10 protein-coding genes are annotated in these 18,235 nt (G+C 32.9%); all 10 read left to right on the top strand.

Annotated features, from left to right (window positions below):
• The first annotated feature begins 318 nt into the window (after positions 1–318).
• The 10 genes from corA (at position 319) to bglX (ending at position 18,108) form a co-directional block, all read left to right on the top strand.
• Positions 319–1,386, top strand: a complete 1,068-nt coding sequence (gene corA, locus M2326_RS14795) for a magnesium/cobalt transporter CorA (RefSeq protein WP_264620320.1) — start codon at positions 319–321, stop codon at positions 1,384–1,386.
• Positions 1,387–1,606: 220 nt separating this feature from the next.
• Positions 1,607–3,700: a phosphate acetyltransferase gene (gene pta, locus M2326_RS14790; RefSeq protein ID WP_264620319.1), complete on the top strand. Its 2,094-nt coding sequence runs from the start codon at positions 1,607–1,609 to the stop codon at positions 3,698–3,700.
• Positions 3,701–3,884: 184 nt separating this feature from the next.
• Positions 3,885–5,069 (top strand): acetate/propionate family kinase, encoded by a 1,185-nt coding sequence (locus M2326_RS14785; protein ID WP_264620318.1) that lies wholly within the window; start codon positions 3,885–3,887, stop codon positions 5,067–5,069.
• A 68-nt stretch (positions 5,070–5,137) separates the two neighbouring features.
• On the top strand, positions 5,138–7,921 hold the full coding sequence (locus M2326_RS14780) for a helix-turn-helix and ligand-binding sensor domain-containing protein (RefSeq protein ID WP_264620317.1): 2,784 nt from the start codon (positions 5,138–5,140) through the stop codon (positions 7,919–7,921).
• A 245-nt stretch (positions 7,922–8,166) separates the two neighbouring features.
• Positions 8,167–11,148, top strand: a complete 2,982-nt coding sequence (locus M2326_RS14775) for a SusC/RagA family TonB-linked outer membrane protein (RefSeq protein ID WP_264620316.1) — start codon at positions 8,167–8,169, stop codon at positions 11,146–11,148.
• A 4-nt stretch (positions 11,149–11,152) separates the two neighbouring features.
• A complete protein-coding gene (locus M2326_RS14770; RefSeq protein WP_264620315.1) occupies positions 11,153–12,610 on the top strand; it encodes a RagB/SusD family nutrient uptake outer membrane protein in 1,458 nt (485 codons plus the stop codon).
• 17 nt (positions 12,611–12,627) lie between these two features.
• Complete coding sequence (locus tag M2326_RS14765) at positions 12,628–13,605, top strand: LamG domain-containing protein (protein WP_264620314.1); 978 nt, start codon at positions 12,628–12,630, stop codon at positions 13,603–13,605.
• A 74-nt stretch (positions 13,606–13,679) separates the two neighbouring features.
• Positions 13,680–15,059, top strand: a complete 1,380-nt coding sequence (locus M2326_RS14760; protein ID WP_264620313.1) for a glucoamylase family protein — start codon at positions 13,680–13,682, stop codon at positions 15,057–15,059.
• Between the two features lie 43 nt (positions 15,060–15,102).
• Positions 15,103–15,801 (top strand): carboxylesterase family protein, encoded by a 699-nt coding sequence (locus tag M2326_RS14755; protein WP_264620312.1) that lies wholly within the window; start codon positions 15,103–15,105, stop codon positions 15,799–15,801.
• A 6-nt stretch (positions 15,802–15,807) separates the two neighbouring features.
• Entirely contained in the window at positions 15,808–18,108 is a 2,301-nt protein-coding gene (gene bglX / locus M2326_RS14750) for a beta-glucosidase BglX (RefSeq protein ID WP_264620311.1), read from the top strand.
• Positions 18,109–18,235 lie beyond the last annotated feature (127 nt).

Genomic DNA, 18,235 nt, shown 5'->3' with positions numbered 1-18,235 from the left:
AGAACTCTATGAGATTTTGACCTTTAAAAATTTCCATTATTTCTATGTTTTTCAATACTTTAAAGATATGAATTTAACTGCTTACCTCAAAAAATTTAAATAGGATTTGATTGCGTGAAGGATGGAAGCGACATCCTTTTTTGGGGCTTTTTCTGCCCCAAAAAAGATATAGCATACAGCCTGACCCGTAGTTTTTACGAAGGGGCACGCCCAAATAATCAAACAATAGATTGTATATGTGTTAATCTTTGTATTGGGATTGATTTAGGTTAATTTTTAGGTATCTTTTTTGTAATATTACTGTAAAAATATTTTTGAATGCGAAAGATAAAGTACAAAAAGACGCGTAAAACATATAATAATCCCTTGGAATATACGGGGACGCATAAGCGGCTTTCGTCGGCATTGCAGTTGTTTGTTTATGATAATGCTGTTTTTGCTGAAGATGCCAACTTTACCGTTGATGATTTTAAGAAAATTGATTTGTCAAAGAATAACTGGCTTAATATTCATGGATTAAATGATATGGCATTGATGGAGAATATTGGTGGTTTTTTTAAAATTGACCAATTTATTCTTTCGGATATTGTGAATACAAACAGAAGAACCAAACATGAGGAGTTTGAAAATACTCTATTTTTTAATATAAAATCATTGTTACCTACAGAGGGAACCGATAATATCCATGTGGAGCAAATTAGTTTTTTGTTGAAAAAAAATGTTTTGATTTCCTTTCAAGAGAAGAGGAGTGATTTTTTTACACATATACGCGAACGAATCCGTAAGCATACTGGAATTGTGAGAGAAAAGAAGACCGATTATTTGCTCTATTTGTTGTTGGATGCAATTATGGAGAATTTTTATATTACGATAGAAAATGAGGAAGATAAAGTAGAAGAGTTGATCGTATTATCGAAATCAAGTTCTAATCCAGATATTTTGATTCGAATAGAAAAGCATCGAGATAATTTCAATTTTTTAAAGCGTTCAATAGTGCCTTTACGGGACTCATTACTGGCTATCAAAAACTTAAAAGATAATGATGGTTTTGTGATGATCGAAAAAGAATCTTTTCATTATTTCTCGCGTTTGAGTCAAAAAAGCATTGAACTTTTGGAACAAATAGAATCGGATATGGGGATGTTGGAGAGTGCTTCAAACTTCTTTTTTTCGTCGCAGTCGCACAAGATGAATGAGATTATGAAAACATTGACTGTGATTTCTGCTATTTTTATTCCTTTGACTTTTATTGTGGGAGTGTACGGGATGAATTTTGAAAACATGCCTGAGTTACGATATCATAACGGATATTATACCATTATAGGTGTGATGGTTTTGATTGGTTTGTTAATGGTATTTTATTTCAAGAAGCGAAAGTGGTTTTGATTTAAAATAGAAATATAATAAGTTAGATAGTATGTACTATGGTGTTATCTAATAGGATTATATTTAAAGTAGATTTGTTTTGATGAGAATAGAAAATAGATAGGTTAGAAAATTCTATCTTGTACCTGTGGAGGTTTGCTACTATTTGTATTGATCCTCAAAAAAATGAAATTGATGAGGTAAAACAGATGGTTTTATAAATACAATAAAAAATATAGAAATGAATAAAGCAATTTATGTAGCAACGAGTGAATTTAATAGTGGGAAATCTATTGTTACTTTGGGATTGATGAGTATGCTGATGGGTAAAACTGCCAAAGTAGGCTATTTTAGGCCTATAATCGAAGATTTTGAAGATGGAAAGTTGGACAATCATATTGAAACCGTTCTTTCACATTTTAATTTAGATATGACTTTTGAGGATGCTTATGCTATTACTAAAAGTAAATTAATAAAGAAGAAGAATAAAGGTAAGATCGGGGAAGTTTTGGATTTAATTATCGAAAAATTTAAACGACTAGAGGAAAAATTTGATTTTGTATTGGTCGAAGGGACGAGCTTTAGCGGTGAAGGAACATCTATCGAATTGGATATGAATGTCTTGATTGCAAAAAATCTAGGTATTCCGGTTATCGTTGTGAGCTCTGGGGTAGGGAAAACACTTGATGAATTTGTGGATAGTATGTATCTTGCCTATAATAGTTTTAAGGTTAAGGATGTAGAAGTACTTGCTGTAGTGGCGAATAAAGTTCAACCAGAAAATTTAGAATTAGCAATCAACGGATTAAAAGGAATTTTGCCAGCAGAGGTATTAGTGATGTCTATTCCTTTGATTTTGAGTTTAAAAAACCCTTCTATTAGAGAAATTATCGAAGAATTGGATGCTACTGTTCTATTTGGGCACGAGTATTTGAACAATGAGGTAGGTACCTTTAGTGTGGGTGCTATGCAACTACACAATTATTTACGTCATTTAAAAGACAAAGGATTGGTTATTACACCAGGAGATAGAGCTGATATTATTATGGGGGCTTTGCAGGCCAATGAGTCGGCTAATTATCCTGCTATATCTGGAATAATTTTGACTGGGAATATCGTACCAGAAGATAGTATTATGAAGTTGATCGAAGGATTGACTAGCATAGTACCTATAATTGCTGTAAGTGAAGGAACGTATATGATTACTAATAAAATTGGAAGTATTAATTCTAAAATATATGCAGATAATACAAATAAGATTGAAACGTCGATCAATACCTTCGAAAAGTATTTTGATGTTGATGCTTTGACAGATAAGTTAAGTGCGTTTGAAGCGGAAGGAATGACGCCAAAAATGTTTCAATATAATTTGGTTAAACGTGCTAAGCAATATCGTAAACACATTGTATTGCCGGAAGGCAGTGATGAGCGTGTGATTATTGCCGCCTCGAGATTGTTGGCTATGGATGTAGTCGATATATCAATTATTGGAAATAAAAAACAAATTGAACAGAAGGTTACTGAATTAGGTATCGAATTTGATTTTGATAAAATCGATATTATCAATCCAGTTGAATCTCCCTTTTATGATGATTATGCTAATACATATTATGAGTTGCGTAAAGCCAAAAATGTAACTCTGGCCATGGCCATGGATTTAATGGGAGATGTTTCTTATTTTGGGACCATGATGGTGTACAAAGGTGATGCAGATGGAATGGTATCTGGTGCAGCACATACAACACAGCACACTATTTTGCCTGCGTTACAATTCATTAAAACCAAACCGGAATCCTCTGTGGTATCCTCTGTGTTTTTTATGTGTTTGGAGGACCGAGTGTCTGTTTTTGGTGATTGCGCAATTAATCCAAATCCTACTGCAGAACAATTGGCAGAAATTGCTATTTCGTCTGCGGATACAAGTTTGGCTTTTGGAATTGAACCCAAAATTGCGATGCTTTCATACTCTTCTGGTTCTTCAGGTAAGGGAGATGAGGTAGATAAAGTACGCAAAGCAACAGAAATCGTCCGCACCAAACGGCCTGATTTAAAAATTGAAGGACCTATTCAGTATGATGCTGCTGTAGATAAAATTATCGGGCAAAGTAAAATGCCCAATTCGGAAGTAGCAGGACAAGCGAGTGTACTTATTTTTCCGGATTTAAATACGGGAAACAACACCTACAAAGCCGTACAGAGAGAAACAGGCGCTTTGGCAATTGGACCAATGTTGCAAGGGTTGAATAAGCCCGTAAATGACTTGAGCCGTGGTTGTACGGTTGATGATATTATTAACACAGTGGTTATCACTGCTATTCAAGCGCAGGGATTATAATGAAAAAAGCTACTGAGTACTAAGTGGCTAAGATTCTAAGTATTTTTTTTTGTAGAAACTATTTGTTTTAAAAAATTGCTGATCACTAGGTAGCCAAGGTTGTAAGTCTTTTAATTTGCAGAAAGTAGTAAAAACTTAGATTCTAAGAAACTTAACTTCTAAGAAACTTTAAAAAAAATATAAAATGAAAATAGTAATTATAAATTCAGGAAGTTCCTCTATCAAATATCAATTAATGACGATGCCAGAGCAAAAGGTATTGTGCTCAGGAATGATTGATAGAATTGGGCTCGAAAGTTCAAATTTCACCTATAAAACAGATCATCATACCATCGAGGAAGTGGTGGCTATTGCCAATCATAAAATTGGGTTAGAAAAAATTGCCCAATTGTTATTGGATGATAAAGTAGGTGTTATTACCTCTAAAAGTGAAATTATTGCTGTTGGGCATCGCGTGGTGCATGGGGGAGCGACTTTCTCAAAAACAGTTGAGGTTACTGAAGAAGTGAAGAAAGAAATAGGTATTTTATCACAACTAGCACCGCTGCACAATCCAGCACATTTAGAAGGTATTATTGTGGCAGAGGAAATTTTTCCAGAAGCAAAACAGGTGGTTGTTTTCGATTCAGCTTTTCATCAAACTATTCCTGAAGTGGCCTATAAGTTTGCGATTCCAAATGAATTGTTAAATAAACATAAAATAAGATTGTACGGTTTTCATGGAACGAGTGTGAAATATGTATCGGAACGAGCAATTAAATATTTGGATAAACACGAAAAAATAATTTGCATTCATTTGGGGAACGGTTGCAGTATTACTGCTGTCAAAGATGGGAAAAGTTTTGATCATAGTATGGGCTTTTCACCATCAAACGGTTTGATTATGGGTACTCGTGCAGGTGATATTGATCAATCGGTTATATTTTATTTGGTCAAAACGCTGAGGTATACTATGGATGAGGTGAGCTCGCTATTACTGAAAAAAAGTGGAATGTTAGGCCTTACCGGTTACAGTGATTTAAGGGATATTGAAGAGCGTGCTGGTAAAGGAAATAGAGAGTGTCAATTGGCGCTGGATATGAACGTTTACCGTATTCAGAAGTATATAGGTGCTTATACCGCTGCGATGAACGGTTTGGATGCTATTGTGTTTACGGCTGGAATAGGGGAGAACTCTTCTTATATTCGTAAATCGGTTTGTGCAAATATGGATTTCTTTGGATTGGACTTGGATGATGCCAAAAATGATTTGCGTTCAAAAGATACTAGGGAGATTAACACTGCAAGCTCTAGAACTAAGATTTTGGTTATTCCGACCAATGAGGAATTGGAAATTGCTAATCAGGTTTATGAGTTGATCAATAATTAATAAAATAGTATTTGTTGAAAAAAGCTTCTTATTTGAGAAGCTTTTTTTATGCGTGAAATTCAATAAATATGTTATATTTAGCTTTAAAAAGCTATTATACCGTGAAATACATCCTATTTAAAATATTTTTTTTCTTTTTTATAACTTTACAAGCAATTTCTCAAGATTTACTTCCCTTTGTCGAAAATTACAGCAAATCTGTTTATCAAGGTGACAACCAGATTTGGAATGTTAATCAAGGAAATGATAATGCGATTTATTTTGCAAATAATCGTTATTTATTAAGGTATGATGGTGTAAAATGGGAGAAGAATATGCTTCCCAATAAAACTATTATTCGTTCTATATTAATTGAAGGAGAAAAAATATACACTGGATCTTATAAAGAATTTGGATATTGGTTTAGGAAAGATGGAGCCATGCATTATGTTTCAATTTCAAAAGGAGAGAATATTTTTGATGAAAAAGAAAATGAAGAAATTTGGAAGATATTTAAATTAAATGGAGCTATTTATTTTCAAACTTTCAATGAGATATACATTTATAAGGATAAATCAGTTAAGAAAATAAAACTCCCTTTCCTTATTTCGTATTGCTTTCAAGTAGGTAATGAAATCCTAGTAGCATCTGTGAAAAAGGGTATTTTTAGATTAAAAAAAACTAATTTAGAAAAAATTAAAGGTTGGTCTGTTATTGACAACAATATTATTCATCACATTGGGGAATTTCAAAATAAAATGTACGTTTTTACAAAAAATAACGGTGTTTTCGTTGAAGATAAGGGTTTTTTAGTTCCTTGGCAAAACCAATTGAACAGCATACTAAAAAAGAATCTTATAAATTGTGCCAAATTTATAAATGGAAATAAATTAATAATTGGAACTGCACGAAAAGGGATTTATGTTTTGAACCTGAATGACAATTCATATAAAAATATTAATCGTGATAATGTTCTCATGAATAATTCTGTTTTAAGTATTAATCCTGATAAGGAGGGGAATTTATGGATTGGATTAGATAATGGTATTGCTTATATGGAAGTAAACTCTCCAATCTCTATTTTTTATGACAGGTCTGGAGCATTGGGATCTGTTTATTCAGTAGTTAAATCAGATCAAGAATATTTATTAGCATCAAATCATGGTGTGTTTAAATACAGTAGTCAGGATTTCTCACTCATTCCAAACTCTCAGGGTCAAGCTTGGGATATTCAGAAAGTAGGTCAAAATTATATCATAGGTCACAATGAGGGGACTTTTATGTATGGAAAGGATAAGTATTTTAAAGCTAACGATATTAATGGAGGCTGGGATTTTGTAAAAAGTAATATAAATGATTTGCATCTACAGATTAGTTATAGTGGAATTTGGATTTATAGGAACTTAAATGACTTGTCTAATTATACACATGTAAAAGGCCTTTTTAAACCAATACGATATGTTGCTCAAATTAAAAAAAATGAAATTTGGGCAGCAGACAATTACCGAGGATTATATAGGGTAAGTCTGAATGATGCTTTTGAAACTACAAAAGTAGAAAATATAACAAAGAGAAGTAAAATCAATAAAGATTTTGGAGTAAAAATTGTTGAATTTAGAGGCGAATTACTTTTTCTAATAAACAATCTATGGTATACCTACAATTCAATTTCGAATCAGTTGATAGAGAATACTTTATTTAATACTAATTTTAAGAATGTATCTGATCTAGTTTTAATTGAAGAAAACCATTTTTTAGCATTTCAAAATGGGCTTCTATATGAAGTTTTTGCTAATGAAAATATTTTTATAAAAACACTAATTAAAGAAAAATATTACAAAAGCAAGATAATCAATGACAATCTGAAAGTTTTTAAAACTGGTAAGAACTTTTTATTGAACCTCGAAGATGGTTTTATTTCCATACCCTTAAGTAATAATAAATTAAAAAAAGCAGCAGTAAAATTTAAAGTTGAAGCTTTTAATGATGATAAATTGATTAAAGATAAATCAATAATAAATTTTAATTCAGAATTAAAAGTACATGTAATTTCGGGAATATATGGGCAAAATGAGCCTAATATTTTTTTTAAATTAGATAATTCTGATGAATTTTCGACCGTAGTTGGAGGTAGAATTATTTTGAATAACCTAAGTAATGGTAGTCATGAATTGGAGGTTTATTACTACGATGGACTGAATTATATCCAAGTCGATGTTTTTAATTTTCATGTCCTTAAACCATGGTACTTTTCATTTAGGATGATTGTTTTGTATTTACTACTTATAGGGGGGGCTTTATTTCTTTATTATAGATGGAATAAAATGAGGTATACACAAAAATTAAAACTAAAAGAAGAAGATTTAAAGCATCAAAAGAAAATTCTAGAGATGAAATTAAAAGGGGAGAATGAGTCGAAAATTCAAACTTATGAAAAGCATATTCTAGAACTTGAATTACAAACAAAATCCTCTGAAGTGGCAGGAAAGTCACTGTCAATTGCTAAGCAAAGCGAGATGATCGAAAATATTCAGGAACTATTAGATTCGGAAAATGATATTAATAGACTTAAAAGTGAGGTTAAGAAGATTATAAAAATTAATGCTGTTAATAAACAAGAATGGGAAGCATTTGAAGTAAATCTTAATCAAGTCCACAGTGAATTTATTTCTAACCTTTCCAAAAAATATCCAAAACTTACACCGAAGGATATTAACCTTTGCATCTATTTAAAGATGTATTTATCGTCTAAGGATATTGCTCCAATTATGAATATTACTTATCGTGGGGTAGAATTACATCGCTATAGATTGCGGAAGAAATTACAGCTTTCTAAGGATGATAATCTTACTAATTTTTTATTATCAATATAAAAAAGCTGTTTTTTTTACAGATATTATATTTTTTAGCTTGTTTGTTTGAAATATTACAACACATCACTACTACATCATACTGATGTAGTGTTGTTGCTTTTTTTGTGGTTTAATTTGTTGATTTATAGATATTTATGTTTTGTTTTTATATAGTGATGTACTTGTGTAGGGTGACTTATATGCATTTTACTTCAATAATATCATTTAAATTAGCAGAAGTAAATTTTTAACTAAATCAATAACCTATGAGAAATTTTATCTTTAGCTTTTTAGCTTTACTACTTCTTCCAGCCTACATGTCTGGTCAAGTAATAAAAGGAAAAGTATCCGACAATACAGGAATGGGAATTCCAGGTGTAAATATTGTATCAGCTACTTCAAAGGCTAATACCGATTTAGATGGTAGTTTTAAAATAAATGCTAAGGTAGGAGATATTTTAAATATTACTATGATGGGGTTTGATAATGTGTCTGTTAAAGCAACAGCAGGTCCTATGACGGTAACAATGCAAGAATCAAACACTACATTAAATGAAGTAGTTATAATTGGGTATGGAACTAGAAAAGTAATAGACAATACAACTGCAGTGACGTCTATTAAAGCAGAAGAATTAACAAAAACTAAAGTGCTTAATGCTTCACAAGCAATTCAAGGTAAAGCAGCTGGTGTTCAGGTAATTGCTTCAGATGCACCAGGATCATCACCTACAGTTGTAATTAGGGGTCTCGGTACTGCATTAGGTGGTAGAGCACCTTTATTCATTGTCGATGGAATGCCAGTAGATAATATTAATAATATTAATACAAATGATATTACATCCTACGACATCTTAAAAGACGCTTCTGCATTAGCAATTTATGGTAATAGAGCTGCAAATGGGGTAATTATTATCACTACTAAAAAAGGAAGTGGAGGTAAGACTACTGTTGAAGTCGAATCTTATGGAGGTATTAGAAGTACTTTGAAAAATGTAAAAATGGCAGGAAGCAATCAGTATTCTCATTATTCTAATGTTGCTTTGGGTAATACTACTTTTTCACAAGATCAACCTACTAATACAGATTGGTTCAAAGCAATTACAAGAACGGGATCTTATACTCAAAATAATCTATCGATATCTGGTTCTTCAGAAAATATTAAATATTTCTTTAGTGCAGGATATTATGATGAAAAAGGAATTTTGAACGGATTAGATTATAGTCGATTTACATTTAGAAATAATAATGATTTCAAAATTTCTAAAAAAATTAACTTAACACAAAATTTTAGTGTAGGGTTTACACATTCTACACCAAAACCTTTAGACGCTTTCACAAACGCATACAAACAGTCTCCTATAGTACCAGTTTATTTTCCATCAGGACAGTATGGTACCCACTTTGTAGGGGCTAATGGTTTTGCAGGGTCAGGTTCTTCCTTTAATAATGTTGGAAATCCTGTAGCACAACTCAACTTTTTTGATGAACAACAAAAAAGTATTACTATGCAAGGAGGTTTAAAGCTTGATGTTGATTTGTTTAAAGGTCTAAAATTTACATCTCAATTTAATACCGAATACTATACCTGGAAAAAATACAATTATCAAGATACGCAAGGTATTTGGTTGGCTGCAGATCCTACACGTATAGTTAGTAGTTATGATCCATTACTTAATATTAATTTATTGAATAAAGAAAGTGAAGATTATTTTAATTGGAATTTAACAAACTATTTGACTTATAATAAGATTATTGGTAATCATGATTTTGAAGTGATGTTGGGTGTTGAACAAACTTATAAAGGAGCAAAAGATCATATTAAAATAGAAAGAAATAATGTTAATGATATTCAAAATTATTGGTCATTGGAGAACGTTGAATATGCAGGTAACGTGAAAAGCTTAACAGATGTGTTGTACAACAAAAGAACATTATCATCTTATTTTGGAAGATTTCAATATAAATTCATGGATCGTTATTTAGTTACTGGAACAGTAAGAAGGGATGGCTCTTCTCAATTTTCTAAAGATTATCGTTGGGGAACTTTTCCATCTTTTGGTTTAGGCTGGATCATATCCAAAGAAGGATTTATGGCAGATGTAAAGGGAGTCAATTTATTGAAATTACGTGGTGGTTGGGGTAAATTAGGAAATCAAAATATTCCTTTAAACAGACAATCTTTTGCTTCTGGATTAAGTAGTTATTTAGGGGGTAGTATATTGTACCCTGGTGTAACGGTTGATTCTCAGGTTGATCCTAGTTTATCTTGGGAGATTACTGAAGAGAAAACAATTGGTTTGGATTTTGCCTTTTTAGATAATAGATTGAAAGGGTCGGCGGATTTTTATAATAAAAACACCAATAATTTAATTCTAAATACGAGACCTTATCTTGCAGCTGGTGTTAGTTCAAATTCTCCTGCTCATGTAGGTGCTGTTTCCAATAAAGGATATGAGTTGTCATTGCGTTGGGACGACAAGATTAACGATAATTTATCGTATTGGGTTGGAGGGAACTTCTCTAATAATAAGAACCGACTTTCAAGTTTAAGTAATCCTAATTTACCAGATTTTTTTGGTGGTAGTTTAGGAAACGGACAATTTACAAAAATATTAAACAATACTTCAGTAGGACAACCCTTGGGTAGTTTCTTCTTGTATGATTATGCAGGACTTGACAGTGCTGGGCAAATGCTATATTATAAAGCTAATGGTGCCAAAGTAAGTCAAGGTGCATTGGCGATTGGCGATAGAAAATATGCCGGTTCTATTATGCCTAAATCTAATTATGGTATTACTCTTGGAGTTAATTACAAAAGCTTTGACTTATCTGTTAATGGTTATGGTACAAAAGGTAGTAAAGTATATAACGGAAAAAAAGCACAGCGTTTTTCTGGTGAAAATATTGAAGAAGTACTGGCAACCAATTTTGTAACCACAACCAATCTAACGGGTGCAAATCCAGCACCATTTAACCAAGTTCCTGTAGCATCGACTTATTATTTAGAATCGGGAGATTTTTTCAGGATAAATAATATTACAATAGGATACAAGATTAATGTTAAGAATTCCTTTGTCAACTCAGCAAGAATTTATGTAAATGCAATCAACCCTTTTATCACTCAAAAATTCTCTGGTTTCTCCCCAGAATTAAACGGAGATGGAGACCCTTATGGAACACAGGGTATAGAATTGGATGCTTATCCTACTTTAAGATCATTTGTGTTTGGTGCTAATTTAAAATTTTAATAAAATGAAAAAGATATATATATCAGTATTTGTGCTTTCATTCTTGTTTTTCTCTGGATGTGCTAATGATATTTTAGACACAGAGCAAACAGAAAGCATATCAACAGCAGATTTAGCATCATTTAATAATGATGCTGGAGCTCAATCCTTTGTTACTGCAATTTACAGTAAATTTTTAGATTGGAATATGAGTTCATTTTCATGGATTGGAATTTCAAGTATTACTTCTGACGATGCAGACAAAGGTTCCTCTCCCGGCGATACTGGAGCAGATAAAGACTTAATGGATGCCTTGACATATAATGCTTCAAGTTTATCTGTTGAAGATGTATTTGTTGCTAACTATCAAGGGATTAATAGATGTAATCAAGCCTTATATTTTATTCCTCAATTGGATCAAGCTAATGCTAATTTAAAAACTCAATTAATGGGCGAAGCTAAGTTTTTAAGAGCTTATATGTATTTTACTTTAATAAAAACCTACGGAGGTGTACCAATAATTGATCATTTACCTAATCCTTCTTCTGAGACAGATCGAGTAATGCAATTAACACGCAAATCTTCTGCAGAAGTGTATTCTTTTATTGTGAAAGATTTGAATGACGCCATTACTGTTTTGCCTACTAAAGGGGTTTATTCTGCTTCCGAAAAAGGAAGAGCTTCTATAGGTGCCGCTTATGCCTTATTGTCTAAAGTATATTTATACCAAAAGAAATGGCAAGAAGCACTAGATGCAGCTAATCTTGTTACAGGTTATGATCTGGCAACTACTTATGCTTCTCAATATAGAATAACAGGAGAAAATGATATCGAATCTATTTTTGAAATTCAAAGTACAGGTTCAACTCCTTCTAGAGGAATTGATAAATATACAACTACACAAGGTGCTACAGGTGCTAGTGGATGGGGTTGGGGTTTTAATACACCATCAATGAGTTTGGTAAATGCATATGAACCAGGTGACGTAAGAAAAGCAGCTACAATAATTTTTGCAGGGTCGACTTTGTATGATGGTAGGGTAGTGTCTCCATTGGTTACAAATCCTAGATACAATTATAAAGCCTATTCATCTGCATATGCAGGAAATGATATCACAGACACGAATCTTAAGTGTTTGCGTTATGCGGAAGTTTTATTAATTAAAGCTGAAGCTATGAATGAGTTAAATCAAACAGCCGCCGCTATTCCTTTTTTAAATAAAGTTAGAAATAGAGCTGGTTTATCAGATACCTCAGCAGCTTCACAAACAGATATTAGAAAAGCCATTTGGAAAGAACGAAGAGTAGAGCTCGCTTTTGAACATGATCGTTTCTTTGATCTAGTAAGAACAGGACAAGCAGCAGCAGCTTTTGCTATTGATGGAAAAATGTTTGTAAAAGGTAAACATGAACTTTTTCCTTTACCACAAAAATTTATAAATGAAGCAAAAGGATTGTCTCTTCAAAATCCAATGTATAATTAATTTTAAAATTTATAATTATGAAAATAAATAAAAACATATACTTTTTTGCTGCAATTCTTACTGCTCCCTTTTTTATAAGTTGTTCTGTGGACAGCATTGATAAAGTTAATAGTCCAATACCCTATGAATCTATTGGTGGTTATAATAATTCTGATGAAATTGCAGCAAGCAACTTGTTGGTGAAATTAGGTTTTGATGATAATTTGACAGACTTAAAAAACAATATTGGCAGTTTAACAGGAACAAATGTAGGCTTTACTACCGGTATTAAAGGAAATGCTTATAATGGCTCTAGCTCGGAACAAAGATATGCCATTGGTACTGCTACAACTGCCGTAACAACCTTAAACAATTTTACTATTTCATTTTGGATGAATACTGCAAATACAATTGATCCTGCTATTCCAGGTCAAGGAAAAGGTGCTCAAGGTATTTTTTCTATTGTTAGGCCTTTACAATTTTGGGGAGGTATCAATGTTTTTTTAGAAAACCCAGATGCAAGTTTTCCTAATAGGTTACGTTTGAAGTTAGGTATTGAAAACGGAAGAACTAGTGTTATATGGGGAGGTCAGGGAGCAATCATGAATATAGACAATAGTTTAAATACTTGGGTGCATATTGTTTTTACTTATAATGCAACCAATAGCACTTTGTCAGCTTATCTAAACGGACAATTATCAACTAATTTAGGCTCATTTCCATATGCTCCAGCTGAAGGTGTAGCTGGTGTAGCTACATTATATGCAGATAATCCAGGTAGTATTGACAATATTAATAATGCGGCTAAATACGGTGCTTTTGAAATGGTTGGAACTAATGGTAAAGTAGTTTTTGGAACCCATCAATTTGATACAATGCCACCTTTAAATAATGGTTCACGACAAGACTGGGCTACTAGTTATGCTGGGAAGCTGGATGAATTTAGAATTTATAATGCTCCACTTTCTATAAATGAGGTTACAGCTTTATACAAATTAGAAAAAGACAAAAGATAAGTAGTTATGAAAACTGTATCTGTTTTTTATTCTGAATAGTTAGGTATTTATAATATTTTAAATTAAATAAATAGATGAAAAGTTATTTCTGTATTGCAATTTTAATAAGTTTTTTTAATTCTTGTTCGTCTTCACCTAGTACGGATGGTTCTTCAAATGGAACTCCATTGCCTACTAATCCTGTAGTCGTACTAACAGATACTGAAGCTTTAGACCAAGTTCAAAAAGATGCCTTAAAATATTTTTGGGATTATGCAGAACCAAATTCTAAATTAGCAAGAGAACGATATCTAGTAGATAATCCTAATTTTGAATCTGATATTATTACTACAGGGGGGTCAGGGTTTGGTTTAATGACAATTATTGTTGGTGTTGAGCGAGGTTTTGTTTCAAGAGCAGAAGCCGTTACAAGATTAACAACCGCTTTAATATTTTTAGGAAAAGCAGAACGATTTCATGGAGCCTGGCCGCATTGGATCAATGCTTCAAATGGTGCTGTAATTCCATTTGGGACCAAAGATAATGGTGGGGATTTGGTTGAAACCTCATTTTTGTGCCAAGGGTTTATAGCCGTTAGAGAATATTTTAAAAATGGATCAGCTGCCGAAAAAGCATTAGCACAAAAAGCAGATGATTTATGGAGAGAAGTAGAATGGGATTGGTACACTAAAGGTGAAAATGCTTTGTATTGGCACTGGTCTCCAAATTATGAATGGGAAATGAATTTTAAATTGGAAGGTTATAATGAATGCTTGGTGACGTATGTAATGGCAGCTTCCTCTCCAACACATCCAATTAGCAAAGCTGCATACGACCAAGCTTGGGCAAGAAATGGAGGGATTAAGAATAATGCAACACAATACGGTATTCCTGTCATTTTTAATTATAATGGAGCTAGTGGAAATGTAGGGCCATTGTTTTGGGCACAATACTCTTATTTGGGTTTGGATCCACGAGGGTTATCAGATCAATATGCAAATTATTGGTCATTGACTCAAAATCATTCTAAAATCATTAATCAATATTGCATTGCAAACCCAAAAGGATGGGTTGGATATTCGGATAAGTGCTGGGGACTCACGGCTAGTTATTCACGCAATAGTGATGGGAGTACTGGTTATTCAGCACATCAACCTAATAATGATTTAGGAGTAATTACATCAACTGCAGCCTTATCTTCATTTCCATTTACACCTGTAGAATCAATGAAGTTTTTACATTATTTGTATGATGAAAACAAGGCTAATTATATAGGGACAGCTGGTCCTTATGATGCGTTTTCTCCTCATTACGATTGGGTTACTAAACGTTATTTAGCTATAGATCAAGGAACCATTGTTCCCATGATAGAGAACTATAGAACAGGATTGCTGTGGAATCTATTTATGCAAGCTCCTGAGGTAATAACTGGATTAAAAGCACTAGGATTTTCATCAACGCAACATCCTTTGTAAAAGTCATCCGTAGCAAATGAAATCGTTTAAAATCGTTTATGTTATGAAAAAATATGTTCTTTTAGTACTTTTTTTATTCGCACAATTTACTTTTTCTCAGTCAGATATAATAGGGAAAATTAAAACCGAAATTATACAGAAAAAGGAATTACAATACGCCCTTCATTTACCCGAAAACACCAAAGAAAAGAAACCATTGCTGATTTTTTTACATGGCTCTGGTGAAAAGGGAACGGATATCGAATTGGTGAAAGTTCATGGACCATTCAAGTATTTAAAGTCGAATGAGATTGATGCTTTTGTACTGGCACCACAATGTCCAGAAAATGAATATTGGGATTCGGAAGTGTTATATCGTCTAATTATAAAAATTCAAAAAGAATATAATGTTGATGCAAACAGAATTTATCTTACTGGACTTAGTATGGGAGGCTGGGGAGCTTGGAATTTAGCTTTTGCACATCCAGAGACGTTTGCAGCCTTAGTGCCAATAGCAGGATTCGTAGATCGAATTCCAAAGGTTGAAAATTGCAAGATAAAAGACATTCCAATTCAAATGTTTCATGGTTTACTGGATGATGTGGTTAATATAGAAAATTCGATAAATATCTATAAATCTCTTAAAAAGTGTCACTCCAATATCAACTTTACCATATTTGATGATGCCAACCACGACAGTTGGTCTCGAGTATATGATGATCCTAAAATATATGAATGGATGTTTCAACAAATAAAAAAATAAATCGTTATGCAGTACAAAATAATATTAGTTGCACTGAGCATTTCTGCTTTAGGCTACAGCCAAAAAAAGAAAGCACCCAAAGAGGTAAAAATCAAACCTAGAACAGAATTTGTGTCTGAACTGATGGCAAAAATGACCATCGGTGAAAAAATTGGACAATTAAATTTACCCACTTCGGGTGATATAACTACAGGTGCTCCTAGTAATTCAAATGTGGCTAAGAATATTGAAGAAGGAAAAGTAGGTGGTTTATTTAATATTAAATCAGTTCAAAAAATAAAAGAGGTACAAAGAATCGCAGTTGAAAAAAGCCGATTGAAAATTCCGTTAATTTTTGGAATGGATGTGATTCATGGGTACGAAACTACATTTCCTATTCCGCTTGGGTTATCTTGTACTTGGGATATGGCATTAATTCAACGTTCTGCACAAATTGCCGCTCAAGAAGCCAGTGCCGACGGAATCAATTGGACATTTTCTCCAATGGTTGATATTTCTCGCGATCCACGTTGGGGAAGAGTTTCAGAAGGTTCTGGAGAAGATCCTTTTTTAGGTAGCCAAATTGCAAAAGCGATGGTAAAAGGCTATCAAGGAAATGATTTGTCTAACAAGAATACTATTTTGTCTTGTGTAAAGCATTTTGCTTTATATGGTGCTCCAGAAGCGGGTAGAGAATATAATACTGTTGATATGAGCCGAATAAAAATGTACAATGATTATTTTCCACCCTACAAGGCTGCGGTAGATGCAGGTGTAGGTTCTGCAATGGCTTCGTTTAATGTGGTTGACGGAATTCCTGCAACGGGAAATAAATGGTTGATGACTGATGTTTTGAGAAAAGAATGGGGCTTTAAAGGTTTTGTAGTTACAGACTATACCGGAATTCCAGAAATGATAGATCATGGAATGGGAGATTTACAAACCGTATCCGCATTAGCATTAAATGCAGGAATAGAAATGGACATGGTAGGAGAAGGTTTTTTGACGACTCTAAAAAAATCATTGAAGGAAAAAAAAGTAAGTATAGAGCAAATTGACAATGCCGTTCGACTGATTTTAGAAGCCAAATATGATTTGGGATTGTTTCAAGATCCTTATAAATATTGTGATGAAAACCGAGCAAAAACTGAAATTTTCACAAAAAGTGATCGTACAGAAGCCAGAAATATAGCAGCGCAATCATTGGTTTTATTAAAAAACAACAATCAATTATTGCCCTTAAAAAAGTCAGGAACAATTGCAGTTATCGGACCATTGGCCGATGCCAAAGAAAATATGGCAGGGACTTGGAGTGTTGCGACCAATATGGAAAAATCCATTTCATTGGTAGCAGGAATTAAAGAAGCGGTGGGAAGTACAGCTAAGGTTCTTTATGCTAAAGGTAGCAACCTAGATTATGATGCTGCTTTTGAAGAGAAAGCTACAATGTTTGGAAAAACACTTCATAGAGACAATAGAACGAAAGAAGAATTAACCAAGGAAGCATTAAAAATAGCAAATCAATCGGATATTATTATTGCCGCTCTTGGAGAATCTGCGGAGATGAGCGGAGAAAGTAGTAGTAGAACCAATATCGAAATTCCACAATCTCAAAAAGACCTTTTGCAAGAATTACTTAAAACCGGAAAACCTGTTGTTCTGGTTTTGTTTACTGGGCGTCCTTTGGTTTTGGTTCAGGAAAATGAAACAGTTCCAGCTATTTTAAATGCTTGGTTTGCGGGCAGTGAAGCAGGTTACGCCATAGCAGATGTTTTATTTGGCAATGTTAATCCTTCGGGAAAATTAACAGCTACTTTTCCTAGAACTTTAGGACAGGTACCAATTTATTACAATCAAATGAATACCGGAAGACCATTGGCAAACAAAGAAGGAAAGTTTGAAAAATTCAAATCAAATTATATTGACGAGAGAAATGAACCGCTATTTCCTTTTGGATATGGATTGAGTTACACCTCTTTTGAATATTCAAATCTTGCTATTTCATCAAAAAAAATGGGGATTAATGATAAACTAAAAATTACCGTTGATATCAAAAACATTGGAAATTACGATGGTAAAGAGGTCGTGCAATTGTATATAAGAGATTTGGTAGGTTCTGTTAGTCGACCGGTAAAAGAGTTAAAAGGGTTTCAGAAGATATTCCTTAAAAAGGGAGAAAAACAAAAAGTATCTTTTGAGATTTCTATAGAAGAATTAAAGTTTTATAATTCAGATCTAAAGTTTGTTGCAGAGTCTGGATTATTTGAAGTTTTTGTAGGTGAAAATTCTAGTACAGATAAAAGTATAAATTTCGAATTAGTTAAATAAATTATTTTAATTTTTAGTAAAAGTCCTTCAGTTTTAAAATGCAGAAGGACTTTTTTAAATTAGTATATTCCATAATTTCCGAATCAATTGTCGAAACCGAAAAAAACAAAACTGCTTAATTAAAAAA

It is taken from the genome of Flavobacterium psychraerolatum (assembly GCF_025960985.1).
Taxonomy (GTDB): domain Bacteria; phylum Bacteroidota; class Bacteroidia; order Flavobacteriales; family Flavobacteriaceae; genus Flavobacterium.
Note: the sequence above shows the minus strand (reverse complement) of the source record. Positions and strands in the feature narration are given on the sequence as shown.